The sequence below is a fragment of the Chitinophaga sp. RAB17 genome (genome assembly GCF_052114225.1).
GTDB lineage: Bacteria > Bacteroidota > Bacteroidia > Chitinophagales > Chitinophagaceae > Chitinophaga.
The window spans coordinates 1-16,514 of record NZ_JBFREI010000026.1 but is presented as its reverse complement, the minus strand read 5'-3'; the positions used below and the strand labels follow the sequence as shown (position 1 = coordinate 16,514).

At 46.9% G+C, this 16,514-nt stretch carries 2 protein-coding genes; both read left to right on the top strand.

Features of this window, described 5'->3' with window-relative positions; translation table 11 throughout:
- Entirely contained in the window at positions 1 to 8,343 is an 8,343-nt protein-coding gene (locus AB4Z08_RS35655) for an amino acid adenylation domain-containing protein (RefSeq protein ID WP_441578551.1), read from the top strand.
- 44 nt (positions 8,344 to 8,387) lie between these two features.
- Positions 8,388 to 16,514 (top strand): amino acid adenylation domain-containing protein (locus AB4Z08_RS35650; protein WP_441578550.1); only part of this gene is annotated, 8,127 nt, incomplete at its 3' end.

Below are 16,514 nucleotides of genomic sequence, written 5' to 3'. Positions count from 1 at the left end.
ATGTACCGTACCGGTGATATGGGCAAATGGTTGTCAGATGGCAATATCCTGTACCTGGGCCGCGCCGATGAACAGGTAAAAGTTCGGGGCTACCGCATCGAATTGGGTGAAATAGAACGTGTATTGCAGCAAAGCAACCTGGTGAAACAGGGCATTGTACATACTAAACAGGATGCTTCCGGTAACAGACAGCTGGTGGGCTATATAGTACCAGCAACCACCGGCTTTAATAAAGAGCAGGTCATCCATTACTTAAAGCAATATTTACCGGATTATATGGTGCCGGCGCTGTGGGTAACACTGGAGGCGCTTCCTTTAACAGCAAATGGTAAAACTGACAGGAGGAAATTGCCAGAACCGGAAATCAGTACGGCGATCAACACCTATACTGCTCCGCGTAATGAGACGGAACAGGTACTTGCTACTATCTGGCAGGGGCAATTGCAGGTATCACTAATAGGGATATACGATAATTTCTTTGAGCTGGGGGGGCATTCACTATTGGCAATCAGGTTAACGACTGCCATACGAAAGCAGCTGCAAACAACGCTCTCTGTAAAAGAATTATTCAGCTATCCTTCTGTAGCTGCGCTCGCAACTTTTATAACGCAACAGGAGAACAAGACGGTATTGCCGGTCATCTCCTTACAATCCAGGCCGGCACGTGTTCCGTTATCGTATAGCCAGGAACGTTTGTGGTTTATCCATCACCTGGAAGGCAGCGTACATTATCATATTCCATTAGTGTTGAAATTGAAGGGCGTTGTGAACCGTTCTGCTATGGAACAGGCTTTAGAAGCGATCATTGATCGGCATGAGGTATTGAGAACCGTCATCATTGAAGAAGATGGAGTCGCTTATCAGTCTGTGTTGCCGGCAAGCAGCTGGGCTATGGATACCATCCATACATCTGCTGATGTGGCGTCTTTCCTGGAACGTCCGTTTGTATTATCTGCAGATCATATGTTGCGCGCAGGCTGGTTGCAGGTGGCAGAAGGAGATTATCTGCTGGCGTTGGTATTGCATCATATTGCGGCCGATGGCTGGTCTATGCCGGTAATCATGAAAGAGCTGTCAGCGTTATATAACGCATACAATGAGGAACACGAAGTACTATTGCCTGCTCTTGAACTGCAATACGCTGATTATTCACTTTGGCAGCGGTCGTATGTAAGTGGTTCGGTACTGAAACGTCAGCAGGATTACTGGAAAAATTGTTTGAGTGGCCTCACGCCGCTGGAGCTTCCGCTGGATTATTCACGCCCTGCTGTTCAGGCACAGGCCGGAGGGAAAGTTCATTGTAAAGTAGACCGTAAGGTGGCGCATGATATACAGCAATACAGCCAGCAGCAGGGTGTTACCTTATACATGACCTTGTTGACTGTGCTGAAAGTACTCCTATATCGTTATACCGGTCAGGATGATATTTGTGTGGGTTGTGCGGTTGCCGGCCGCGGTCTTCATGAGTTTGATAATCTGGTAGGCTGCTTTGTAAACACGCTGGCATTGCGAAGCAGGGTAGATGGCAACCGGTCGTTTACTGCATTGTTGGAGCAGGTGAAAACGATGTTGCTATCGGCATATGAACACCAGGACCTGCCCTTTGAAAAAGTGGTGGAATTGGTGGTGGAAGAACGGGATCTTAGCCGTGGTCCGCTGTTTGATGTCATGTTCCAGTTACAGAACATAGGGGAAATGGAGCCGGTACACCTGAAAGATATTCAGGTATCAGCTGAGTTCATAGAGCACAAGATCACCAAATTCGACCTGACTTTCGGAGTAATAGAAACAGCAGAGGGCTTTGAAGTGGAAATCGAATACAGTAAAGCATTGTTCCGGGAAGAAACCGTACAGCGGATGGCAGCCCATTATGCAGTGTTGTTAAATGCAGTGGCAGCAGCTCCGGATCGGCAGATCAGTACATTGCCTGTACTTACGTTGCCCGAAGAACAATTGCTGTCGCAGTGGACAAGTGGTCCTGTTGTAAACTACGATGCAGACAAATCTTTTGTACAGATCTTTGAAGATCAGGTGTCGAAGTATCCGGATGCTGTGGCGGTGGTGCATGAAAACGCTGCCATGACTTATCGTGAACTCGATGAAAGGGCGAATCAGCTTGGCCACTACCTGCGCTCAATGGGTGTCACAACAGACCGCATGGTCGCCATCTGCTTAAATAAGGGTCTGGACATGGTCATCGCTATTCTGGGTATCTGGAAGGCAGGAGGTGCATATATACCAATAGATCCCAACTATCCGGAAGAGCGCATCCATTTTATGCTGGAAGATTCGGATGCCAAAGTAATGATCTGTCATAAACCGCTTAACATTGCCGGCAATGTGCTTGTTATCCGCCTGGATAAGCCGGATCTGCTGAAAGATAGGCCGGTTTCGAGTCCGGCACATGTAGCTGCTCCCGGCGATCTGTCTTATGTTATTTATACTTCAGGTTCCACCGGTAAGCCAAAAGGTGTGCTGGTAGAACATCGCGGGATGCTCAATCACCTGTATGCAAAAATTAATGACCTGAAGATTGATGCCAATACGGTGATAGCGTTTACGGCTTCCTACACATTTGATATTTCGGTATGGCAGATGTTTGCTGCATTGCTTTGTGGTGGTCGTACGGTTATTTATACAGATGACCTGGTATTACAGCCATCCCTGTTGATTAAGCAGGTAGAAGAGGATGAAGTGAGTATAATGGAAGTGGTGCCGTCTTATCTGTCGGCTGTATTACAGGAAGAAACGGCAGGGGCATTCACCCGGCTGCAGTATTTACTGGTAACAGGCGAAGCTGTGAAGCGTTCATTGCTGAAACAATGGTTCAATCACAGGGATTATGGAAGAATTCCGGTGGTGAATGCCTATGGTCCTACTGAAGCATCAGATGATATTACACATCATTTTATGTATGAAGCACCGGCAGATCATCTTGTGCCCATCGGTAAGCCTGTACAAAATTTACATATCTATATATTGAATGATCACGGGCAATTATGTCCTGTAGGAGTAGCAGGAGAGATATGTGTATCAGGAATCGGGGTGTCACGCGGATACCTGAATCGCCCTGAGCTCACAGCGGAAAGGTTTGTAGCAGATCCTTTCCGTAACGGTGAACGGATGTATAAAACAGGAGACTCCGGCAAATGGCTGCATGATGGCACGATCGCTTATCTGGGTCGTACAGATGAACAGGTGAAGATCCGTGGTTACCGTATTGAATTAGGAGAAATAGAAAGTGTATTGCAATCATTTGGTCAGGTGAGCCAGTGTGCAGTTATTGCGAAAACAGATGAGCAGGGAAATAAACAACTGATAGGTTATGTAGTAGCGACAGCATTTGATAAAGCTGCGGCAACCGCTTATCTGCAGCAGCAATTACCGGAATACATGGTGCCATTATTAGTGGAATTGGATGCATTACCACTTACGGCCAATGGTAAAATAGACCGGAAAGCATTATCTGATTCTACAGTTGAGATATTATCAAAGGATGAATATGTAGCGCCGCGAAATGAAACAGAACAGCTGTTGGCTGATATCTGGAAAGGATTATTGGGGGTATCACGCGTGGGCGTACATGATAATTTCTTCTGGCTTGGCGGCGACTCTATCATTACGATCCAGATGGTGAGCCGTGCCAAACGGGCAGGATGTGAGTTACAGGTGAAGGAAGTATTTCTTTATCCCACTGTTGCCCGGTTAAGCGCTGTAGTAGCCGGGAGAAAAGGAGCAGGCGCCATGGCTTCCGGAGAGCAGGGTATCCTGGATGGCGTTGCCGGACTCCTGCCGATTCAACAGCATTTCTTTGAAGAAGCGCTGGAAAATACAGCCGGCATGCATCATTATAATCAGCGTGTGTTGCTGGCATTGGATAAAGATATTTATGCAGAAATATTGTCCGGCGTGCTGCAACGTTTGCAGGAGCAGCATGATGCCCTGCGCTTCGCTTATCATCAGAGCGGAGATGAATGGATACAGCAATACAGTACACATTACAGCAGGCTGGTAACAGAAGATCTCCGGGAGGTTCCGGTAGCAGATCTGTCTTCGGCCATTACCGCGTGCTGCGAACATTATCAGCAAAGTCTGGACATCACAACCGGTGATATCATCCGCATGGTATTGATACAAACCCCGGCAGCTGAGTCCCATCACCGCTTATTGATTGTTATTCATCACCTGGCGGTAGATAGTGTTTCCTGGCGTATTCTCCTGGAAGATATCAGCCGTCTGTTGCAAAGTGCACAGGACGGCGTGCCTGTAGACCTGGGCGCCAAAAGCGCCTCCTGCCGCAGCTGGTACAACGAATTGCTGCAATACAGCAAAGGAGCACGCCTGCTATCTCAAACCCGCTATTGGGAGAAGGTGGCACAAGCTGCTTTCCGTTTACCGGTAGATCATAGTTATGATGGAATAGTAAGCATGAAAGACATCAACAGCCACACGATGCGGCTGGAAACTGAACTAACCCGTCAGTTGTTGCAGGATGCACCACAGGCCTATCATACAGAGATTAATGACTTATTATTGACTGCATTGGCCTGCACCTTACGCGATTGGAGTGGGGATAAGGAGGTGGTGATAGGATTGGAAGGACATGGCCGCGAAGACCTGGGTACATCCATCAATACAGATCGTACGGTGGGCTGGTTTACAGCACTGTATCCTGTATTGTTACACGTGGACAGTCGTCATGAAAGTGAATTGATTAAAAGTGTGAAAGAACAATTGCGCGAATTGCCGGACAAAGGTATTGGTTATGGTGTGCTGAAGTATATACATAAAATACCCGCACTTCAGCATGTACAGCCCTGGGATATTGTTTTTAATTATCTGGGTCAGGTAGATACCGTTTCAGATAACAACCATCAGTTCATCCTGGCGGGAGAATCTGCCGGAAGCAATATCAGCAGGGAACATATGGTAAGAGAGCGGCTAATGGTGAATGGTCAGGTGCAGCAAGGTTCATTGACCCTGGTATGGAGTTACAGCAGCAGGCATTATGATGCTGCTACTATCCGGGAAGTAGCAGCCCTCTTTTATCAACACCTCATATCGTTGATCATCCATTGTGAAGGACGGGCTAAACGGGGAACCGTACTAACCCCATCCGATTACGGATTAACTGGTCAGGTGAAATACGAACAGCTGGATAGATTCCTGGCGATAAAGGCTAGTGAAAACACCCGGCAGCTCAGCACCATTTATCCGCTCAGTGGTTTGCAGGAGGGCATGTTGTTCCACCGGTTGTATGATGATGGCAGTAATGCTTACATCGAACAATTTACCTGTGATATAGAACTTGTTAATACAGGCTGGTTGCGGCAAAGCTGGAACCATTTGTTAAAACGCCATAGTATTCTCCGCACCGCATTCGACTATCGGTCATTAGGTTTTCCGGTGCAATGTGTATACGAAAAAGCAGAGATTCCGTTTGAGATACTGGATTATCGGGGAATGGATACTGTTGCACTGGAAGCCGCGATAGCTGACTATCTGGTAAAAGACCGGGCATTGGGTTTTGACTTTAATGCAGCGCCGCTCCTGCGTATTATCCTGTTCCGGACGGAAGAGCAACGGTATCGCATGTTGTGGAGCTTTCATCACATTTTAATGGATGGCTGGTCGTTGCCTGTAGTAATAGAAGAATTGCTGGAGAGCTATGAAGCATTGTCTGAAGGCCGCGCACTGCCGGGCTTCACAGAAGATCGCTACGAAGATTACATACGTTATATCGGCAATAAAGATAAATGGAAGGAAGAGGCCTACTGGCGGGAGTATTTGAAAGGGGTCGAAACCGGTAGCTTGTTGCCCTTTATAGCCGCCGGTGTAACAGACCGCACAAGGGGACGGGGTACTTATGAAGACAATAAGCTACGCCTGGATAACTCGCTGCATACCGCTGTGGAAAATTATGCGCAGCGCCAGGGACTTACCATTAGTACTGTCATGCAGGGTGTATGGGCATTTATATTACATGTGTACACCGGAAATAAAGCGGTTACCTATGGCGTTACCGTATCCGGCCGCCCCGGTGATTTGCCCGATGTGGAGCAAAGGGTGGGGATCTACATCAACACACTTCCTTTACATCAGCAGGTAGATGCAGATAGTGATATTGCGCAATGGTTGAAAGACATACAGCGGAGCCAGATCGCCTCCCGTGAATATGAGTATACGGCTTTGGGCAAAATACAAACCTGGACAGGCGTAAACGGTGATTTGTTTGACAGCCTGCTGATATTCGAAAATTACCCGGTGAGTGAAGTGATTGCCGGCAAACAATGGAAGTTAAAGCTCTCCAATCTTGCATTAAAAGAACAGACAAACTATCCGTTAAATATTTCTATATCTTCTTCCAGAGAAACCAATATCACATTCAGTTATAACAAAGATTTGCTGGACGCCGGTTATATCACCCGGCTGGCCGGCCACTTCAAAGAAGTATTGCAACAGCTGGTGAACCCGGAAAAAATAAGGCTGGGCGATATTGATCTCCTCAGCAGCGCAGAGCGTACGCTGCTACTGGATACATTTTCCAGTCCCATAGTACACTATCCCGACAATGTTACTGTGCTGGATGTATTTGAGGAGCAGGTGTTGAAATACCCGAATGCGGTGGCGGTAAGTTATGGCGGCAATACACTATCCTATCGGGAGCTGAATGAAAGGGCGAATCAGCTTGGCCACTACCTGCGCGGTATAGGTGTTACAAGAGATAGCCTGACAGCGATCTGTATGGATAACGGGCTGGATATGATCGTGAGCTTCCTGGGCATTTGGAAGGCGGGCGGTGCCTATGTTCCAATAGACCCTGCGTATCCGGAAGAACGTATCAGCTATATGCTGGAAGATATTAAAGCGAAAGTGGTGATCTGCGATAAGCCTGTCGGTGGCGCCGGTAATGCCGTTATGGTTTGCCTGAATGACCCCGATGTATTAAAACATCAGCCAGTAACTCCTCCGGTGAATATCACGGCTCCCGGTGATCTGGCATATATCATTTATACCTCCGGATCTACCGGTAAACCAAAAGGGGTGATGATTCCTCATAATGCCCTGGTAAATTTAATTTACTGCCGTACCAGGCAGTTTGGTATAACAACAGATAACAGATTGCTTCAGTTTTATAGCTATGGTTTTGATGCAGGCGTAGAGCCGATATACCTGGCCCTGATGAATGGCGCCACATTGGTATTGCTTCCTGATGAAGTGCGGTTGGATAAGCAGTTATTTATACAACTGCTGGAACGGGAAGGCATCACGGACATGGATGTAACTCCCGGGTACCTGGCTACACTTACGCCTGGTAACTATGGCCGTCTGAAACGGGTGATCTCCAGTGGTGAAGCCTGTACACCTCAACTGGCAAACGCCTGGGCGGAATATGTTGAGTTTCATAACGCTTACGGGCCTACGGAAGTGACAGTCACCTCCACAGGATATTTATATACAAACAAAGATGACCACCCGGCCGATACCGTGCCTATAGGCAAACCATTTGATAATGTCAGCGCTTACATATTGAACGATAGCGGACATCTGTTGCCTGTTGGTGTTCCGGGTGAATTATACCTGGGCGGTATACAGGTGGCGAAAGGTTATCTGAACATGCCCCTCCTTACAGCGGAAAAATTTGTGACGGATACCTTCAGCGTACCATCTGCAAGAATGTACAGAACAGGAGATGTCTGCAAGTGGTTGCCGGATGGCAACATTGTGTACCTGGGTAGAAAAGACGAACAGGTGAAGATTCGTGGCTACCGTATCGAATTAGGTGAAATAGAAAACATATTGCAGTCATTCGACCAGGTAAACCAGTGTACCGTAATCACCAGGGAAGATAAACAGGGGAATAAACGACTCATAGCTTACGTAGTGCCGAAAGCCGGCTTCAGCAAGGAAGCAGTTAGCCACTATCTCAAAGAAAAGCTGCCGGCGCACATGATTCCTTCTTTAATCGTAGAACTGGAAGAGCTGCCATTAACGACCAATGGAAAGGTGAATAAAAAAGCGCTCCCGGATCCTGATATCAATGAATGGATAGCGAACCAGTATGTAGCTCCCCGAAATGAAACAGAAAAAGCCCTGGCAAATATCTGTGCACAATTATTACAGATAGAACGGGTAGGCATACACGATAATCTATTTGAACTGGGAATGAACTCCTTACTGATTATGCGTATGGATGCTGCCGTACAGGACGAGTTCCTGATGAAAATAGCCGTCAGAACATACTTTGAGCTGCCTACTGTAGAGCTGCTTGCCGGTTATATTTCTTTCAATCAAAGTAAACCATTGCATTCAGCGGAAAACGGAAAAACGATTGTGCTGTAATTATCCGCATTGCTTTAAAATTTAACTCATTAAACCATTAAAATATGTCTGAATTAAATCTGGCCCATATACTGAGATTATTGAAGGATGGAGAAGACGCAGGTATAAATATCTCTTTTGTTGATAATGAACTACGTGTACAAACAACCGGAGAACAGGAGATAGATGAACATTATCTGAAACAGTTAAGAGATAATAAACACCATTTAATTACATTTTTTAAGAACCATGGACTGAAACAGGAGGGGATCGCCGAGATAAACACCATACCTTCCTATAACAGAAACGTGATCACCCGGATTCCACTGTCATACGGCCAGGAGCGGCTATGGTTTCTCGATCGGCTCGAAGGCAGTGTACACTATCATGTTCCTGTTGTATTAAAACTGAAAGGAAAGATAGATCGGGCGGCATTACAATATGCCCTGCAGAATATTATTAATCGGCATGAAGTGCTCAGAACAGTTATCCGGGAAGAAGATGGTATTGCCTATCAGCATATTCTGCCACCGGATAACTGGCAACTGGCCGATATCAGTAATCCGGGTAATCATCAGCAGGATATTATCACCCACTTTCTTAACCAGCCTTTCGATCTTTCCGCAGATCATATGCTGCGTGCAGGATTAATGCGCCTTAAAGATAATGATCATGTGCTGGCATTGGTGATGCACCATATTGCATCCGATGGCTGGTCGGATACGGTAATCGTGAAGGAGTTGGTGGAATTATACAGTGCTCATACGGAAGGCCGTGCCCCTAAACTGTCTCCATTGCCGGTACAATATGCAGACTATGCTATCTGGCAAAGAGAGTATATATCCGGGAAAGTATTGGCTGAGCTGCAACATTACTGGGAAGGGAAGTTATCCGGCCTCGAACCGCTTAACCTACCTGCAGATTATGCCAGACCTGCCATACAAAGTACCCGCGGCGCCGTATTGGATCTCGTATTGGATCAAGGGATCGCAGCAGCAGCCAACCGGTTAAGTCAGCAACAGGGTACTACCTTGTTTATGGTCTTATTATCAGTATTAAAGGTACTACTGTACCGCTATAGCGGACAGGAAGATATTTGTGTAGGGACACCGGTAGCAGGCCGAAGGCGTCGGGAGATTGAATCGCTGGTAGGCTTTTTTATCAATACACTGGCCATACGCAGTAATCTGGATGATAATACCACTTTCACCACTTTGTTGCAGCAGGTGAAGGAAGCAGTACTGGAAGGGTTTGATCACCAGGAACTGCCCTTTGAAAAAGTAGTGGATGCTGTTGTAAAAGAAAGAAATAATAGTGTGCACCCACTGTTCCAGGTAATGTTTGTATTGCAGAATGGGAAGAAAAGCCATAGCATTACTTTGGGAGATGCATCCTTGTTTCCGGAACGGCCCGAACATCATACCGCCAAATTTGATCTCACCTTCACCATTGTGGAAGAAAGAGATAAGTTGTTATTGACGGTGGAGTATTGCACTGACCTGTATAAAGAAGATACCATCCGTCAGATGGCTACCCATTATGAGCAGTTACTGACATCAGCGGTATCGAAACCGGAGGAGAAAATAGGTGTACTTCCTATGCTGGCACCTGCAGAAGAAAGGATGTTACTGGATGTATTCAGTGGCAAAGCAGCCGGATATCCGAAAAATAAAACAATTGTAGACCTGTTTGAAGAACAGGTAGCCATCCGGCCAGATGCGGTGGCTGTTGTTTATGAAGATCAACAGTTGACCTACCGGCAATTAAATGAACGGGCTAATCAGCTCGGGCATTTGCTGCGCAGTAAAGGGGTTAAAGAAGAAACACTGGTGCCCATCTGTATAAACAGAAGCCTGGAAATGATAGTCGGCATCATGGGTATTCTGAAGGCGGGGGGCGCATATGTGCCGGTAGATCCACTTTACCCTGAAGATCGTATCCGTTATATGCTGAAAGATACCCGGGCAACTGTTGCAGTCAGCAACCTTAGTAGTAGCGCTGTTTGTAATGCGGTTCCTGGTATTAAAACAGTCATAGTGCTGGATACGGACCTGGAGATAATTAATGACCAGCCGGTGCATGCTGTTGAATCAATAAGAAGTGCTGAACACGCTGCGTATGTGATTTATACTTCCGGGTCCACTGGCAGACCTAAAGGTGTACTGATAGAGCATGTGAATGTGGTTCGTTTATTTGAAACAGATAGCCCCCTGTATGATTTCAATGAAAAGGATGTATGGAGCATGTTCCATTCTTTCTGTTTCGATTTTTCTGTTTGGGAAATGTATGGTGCATTATTTTATGGTGGTCGGCTGGTAGTGGTGCCAAGGGAAGCCACACAAGACACTACGCTGTTTGGTCAGTTATTGTTGGAACAAAAGATAACCGTACTCAATCAAACGCCATCTGCATTTTATGTCTTGCAGGACTATCTCACCGCGCATGCTGATACCGTATCTGTACGGTATGTAATATTTGGGGGAGAAGCGCTTAATCCGGCCAAGATAAAAACCTGGAAGGCCGCTTATCCTGGCTGTCGCCTGATTAATATGTATGGCATTACAGAAACGACTGTACATGTGACCTATCAGGAATTACAGGCTGCTCACCTGGAAAGCAGTACCAGCGTGATAGGAAAACCCATTCCCACCTTATATGCTTATGTATTGAATGGTAGCAGGACGTTGGTGCCGATAGGTGTTCCGGGCGAACTGTATATAGGTGGTGCAGGTCTGGCAAGAGAATACCTGAACTTGCCGGCATTAAGTGCAGAGCGGTTTATTGCCAATCCTTTTATGCCAGGCGGGCGATTGTATAAAACAGGAGACCTTGCACGCTGGCTGCCGGATGGAAACCTGGAATACCTGGGCCGTATAGATGCTCAGGTAAAAATCCGCGGCTTTCGTATAGAGCTGGGCGAGATAGAGAACGTATTACAGCAAAGCGGCCTGGTAAGCGGAAGTGTAATAGCTGCCCTAACAGATATCACCGGGAATAAACGACTGGTAGGTTATGTTGTACCGAAAGGAGATTTTGATAAAGAGGCGCTGCAATCGTGGTTGAAAGCTTATTTGCCGGAATATATGGTACCAGCCATATGGGTGCCGCTGGAAGAAATTCCATTGACCGGCAACGGGAAAGTTAACAGGAAATCCTTGCCTGATCCGGACCTGAACCGCATTGCACGTACCGGATTCGTGGCGCCGCGTAATGAGTCGGAAGCCCGGTTGGCGACTATATGGGAAGAGTTGCTGGGAGTAGAACGGGTAGGGATATACGATAATTTCTTTGAGCTGGGAGGTGACTCTATCCGCGTAATCCGGGTAGTCAGCAAAATATCCCAGGCGTTTGACAAACAGCTAAGGGTGTTTGATGTGTATCGTGCAAACACGATACATGAACTGGCAGCCCTGCTCGATAAACAGGATACTGATGGTGATCAAAGAACAAAAATATACAATGAAGCAGCAGCAACATTGGCATCACTCAGAAATACTCTGTTGCCGCAATTACCGGACAGAGAGCTGATAGAAGATATCTATCCGATGAGTGATATTGAAAGCGGAATGGTATATGCTTCTATGATGAATCCGGAAGAAGCACTTTACCATGACCAGCTGGTAGGACGGATTCCCGCACAGTTTGACGCCACTTTGATAGAGAAAGCATTAGGCATACTCACCACGAGGCATAGTATATTGAGAACGGCCTTCCGCCTGGGTATGGATACACGTGATATACAGGTGGTGTACAAATCAGTGGAGGTAACGGTAGATTATTTTGATATACGTCAGGCAGATAAGAAAGAGCTGAAAAATATTATACAAGACTATCTTGAAGAGGAACGGAAAAAGCCATTTGAGTTTGCTGTAGCCCCGCTATGGCGCGTTTCATTGTTCGGCAGACCCACTTATAGTGTAATGGTGCTCCAGGTACATCACGCCATCCTCGATGGATGGAGCGTGGCCTCGCTCATCACCGAGTTATTACAGCTTTGTAAACGCCTGCTTTCTGCAGAGGAACCTGTAACACTACTTCCACTGAAGAGCTCTTACAGGGATTTCATTCTTGAAAGCATGGCAAACAGGCAGGATAGCCGTAACAATACTTTCTGGCAACTGGAACTTGATGGGTACAAACGCCTCGATATCTTTTCAAAGGAAACAGCGTACCATACCTTCAGCCGCAGGTACGGAAGTGATTTCCTGTATCAACTGAAGGAAAAAGCAAAACAGGATAATATTTCACTGAAGGGTCTTTTCTTAGGTGCCTATCTGTTTTCATTAAATATGCTCACCTATGAAGAAGAGCTGACAATAGGGCTGGTGACCAATAACAGGCCGGTGAAAGAAGATGGAGATAAAGTGCTCGGCTGTTTTCTGAACACTATTCCCTTCCGGCTTGAGATGGATAAAAGGGAGGCTACCTGGCAGATGTATTTTGAAAGTATAGAAAAAAAGCTGGTGCAGCTCAAGGAGCACGACAGGATCAGTCTTCTTGAAATCGCCAACATAACGAAAGAACCTGCTGCCGCGGGTAAGAATCCATTTTTTGATGCCATGTTCAACTTTGTAAACTTTCACGTTTATGAAACCCTGGACAAAGATATTCAGGATGGCCTCGTATTGGAAGAGGTGGATTCCAGTGCCTTCGAAGGGTATGATGTTACCAATACCTATCTCGATTGTACCGTAAGCCTGACTGCAGATGTATTTACCGTCAGCTATACACTCAGGAGAGCATTAGCATCAGGTAAAACGCCGGAAGAGCTGGAAGGGTACTTTAACATGGTACTGATGCATTATCTGGAGCATTACAATGAACACATTGCCGAAGGCAAATTATTACCTGCCCGGGAGGAATCCCATCTGTTGAAAATGGCCGAAGGGGCTACGGCAGATTATCCGCAGCAAAAGACATTGGTCAGCCTGTTTGAAGACCAGGTATTACAGACACCGGACGCTATTGCGGTTATGTATGAAGACACTGCATTAACTTACCGGGAACTGGATGAACGCAGCAATCAATTAGGTCACTACCTGAGAAAACAGGGGGTAAAGGCGGATCAGCTGGTACCTGTTTGTATAGACCGCTCACTGGATATGATAGTGGCTTTGCTGGGAATCTTGAAAGCCGGTGGTGCTTATGTGCCGATAGATCCAACCTATCCGGCAGCACGTATCAGCTTCATGCTGAAAGATGTTGCAGCAGATATATTGTTGTGTCATTCAATAAATGCCTCCAGGATAGAAGGGCTGGTGGATAACGTACAGGTGTTGACGTTAGATGGTCAGGCATCGCTTATCAGGCAGGAACCTGTATATGCGGTCAATACTGATCTCCATCCGGATAACCTGGCCTATGTGATTTATACTTCCGGCTCCACAGGAATACCGAAAGGCGTAATGAATGCACATAGCGGGATCGTAAACCGTTTATTATGGGGACAGGATTATTTCGGATTAGATGCCAGCGATGTTGTTTTACAAAAAACAACCTTTTGTTTTGATATTTCTGTATGGGAGTTATTCTGGCCATTGTTAACAGGCGCGAGGCTTGTATTTGCGCAGCCGGGAGGAGAGAAGGATGGAGAGTATATACGCCGCACGGTAGAGCGCTATGGCGTAACCACCATCCATTTTGTACCCACTATGTTGCAGATTTTTACCGAGGGACTGACAGCCGGTGCCTGTCCTGGACTACGTCGGGTACTTTGTAGCGGGGAAGCTTTACAGGCCGGTCATATCAGGAGCTACCAGGACAAACTGACTGCGCCGCTGTATAACCTGTATGGACCTACGGAGACCGCCATTGAAGTGAGCTACTGGCCTGCCACACATAGAACATCGATATCGGAAGTAGTGCCGATAGGCCGCCCGGTAGCCAATACCAGATTCTATATCCTGGATGCTTCCGGCAATCTGGCTCCTGCGGGCGTTCCCGGAGAACTGTACATTGGCGGCAATCAGGTAGCACGTGGCTACCTGAATAGGGAGGAGCTGACTGTACACCGATTTGTGAGCAGTCCTTTCCGTGCCAACGAACGGATGTATCGAACCGGTGATCTTGTCCGCTGGTTACCAGATACCAACGTAGAATATCTGGGTCGTATTGATGAACAGGTAAAGATCCGTGGTTATCGCATAGAGCTGGGCGAAATAGAAAGTGTATTGCAAGAGAGTGGACTTGTAAAACAGGTAGTGGTACTCGCAAAGGCTGACAGTACGAACAATAAACAATTAGTGGCTTACATCGTACCCGAACCGGTATTTAGCAGGGAACAGGCAGTAAAGTATCTTGGACAGCGTTTGCCGGAATATATGGTGCCGGCATTATGGGTAACTTTGGAGGTGTTACCGGTAACCGCTAACGGTAAAGTGGATAAAAAAAGTCTACCTGATCCGGAGATAAACCTTGTTGCAGCTGAATATGTAGCGCCACGCAACGAAACGGAACAGCTACTGGCTGAGATCTGGCAACAGCTGTTGGGAGTATCACGTATAGGGATATACGATAACTTTTTTGAACTGGGAGGGCATTCCCTTTTAGGAATGCGGATAGTGGCGGCTTTGCGCCAACGGGAAAATATTAAGTTGTCTATAAGGGATTTATTTACTCATGCTGATATTGCAGGACTAGCCGGGTTTATCCGCACCAACGGCATCGGCTCCGGACTGCCTGCCATCACCGCATCGGTACGGCCGGAAAGGATTCCACTTTCGTACAGCCAGGAGCGCCTGTGGTTTATTGATCAGTTGGACGGTAGTATACAATATCATATTCCGGCAATACTGCGCCTGAAAGGCAGCCTGGATCAGAAAGCTTTGGCGGATGCACTCACTGCTATTGTAAGCCGTCATGAAATATTACGCACCATTATCCGCTCGGAAGAGGGGAAGCCCTATCAACAGGTGTTGGATACCGGTCTATGGCAATTACAAATCATAACAGATCATCCGTACAACGATTTACAGGAATATATCCACGCATTGATAGCAACACCATTTGACCTTTCTGCAGATCATATGCTGAGGGCGCATTTATTCGTGTTGAATGAAGCAGAATATATACTGGTCATTACGCTGCATCATATTGCTGCAGATGCATGGTCCGCCAGTATCATCGTACAGGAACTGGTGGAGCTGTACAGTGCCTGCACTGGCGGGCGTATGCCGGTATTACCGGTGTTGCCATTACAGTATGCCGATTATGCTATCTGGCAACGTACTTATTTATCAGGTGCAGTATCCGACAGCAAACTGGATTACTGGCAGGATAAACTGTCGGGAGTGAGTACACTGCAACTGCCTGTAGATTATCCGCGGCAGCTGTCACAGCAGCGTGAAGGGGCACAGGTAAGCTTTACAGTGGGTGCCGGCTTGAGGGACGAGCTGAAGCTACTGTCGCAAAAGCAGGGTATATCTTTGTTTATGACGATGCTGGCAGCATTCAAGGTATTGTTGTACCGTTATACTCATCAAACAGATATCTGTGTGGGTACTTCTACGGCTACCCGCTCGCACCGTGAGCTGGAAGGGCTGATAGGTTTCTTTGTCAATACGCTTGCATTGCGCAGTGACCTGAACAATAATCCTTCCTTTATATCTCTGTTGCAACAGGTGAAAACCACCACACTGGACGCTTATGAGCATCAGGACGTCCCGTTTGAAAAGATCGTGGAGGCAGTGGTGAAAGACAGAGATGCCAGCAGAAGCCCACTGTTCCAGGTGATGTTTGTAATGCAGAATACACCGGATGTTCCAGAGTTGCGCTTAGGAGAAATTGTTTTGTCCACAGAAAGCTCCGGGCCTGAAGCCGCAAGATTTGATATCACCTTTTTTGTAGAAGAACGGGAAGGAGGACTGGAAGTAAGCATTGTTTACCGTAGCCAACTGTTCAGTGAAGACCGTATCCGCCGTATGGCAGGCCATTATGAGCAGCTGTTGCAGGGAGTGGTAAACAACCCGCTTGAACAGATCAATTATTTACCCCTGCTAACATCCGAAGAAAAACAGTTACTGCCGGCCCTCACAGAAAAAACGGTGCCTTATGCAGCAGATCAAACGATCGTGGATATGTTTGCGGCCGTGGTAGCCCGTACACCACAGGCCACTGCACTGGTATTTGAGGGGCAGTCTATGAGTTACGAGGAACTGGATGCACGTGCTACCCGGTTGGCGGTTTGTCTCCGC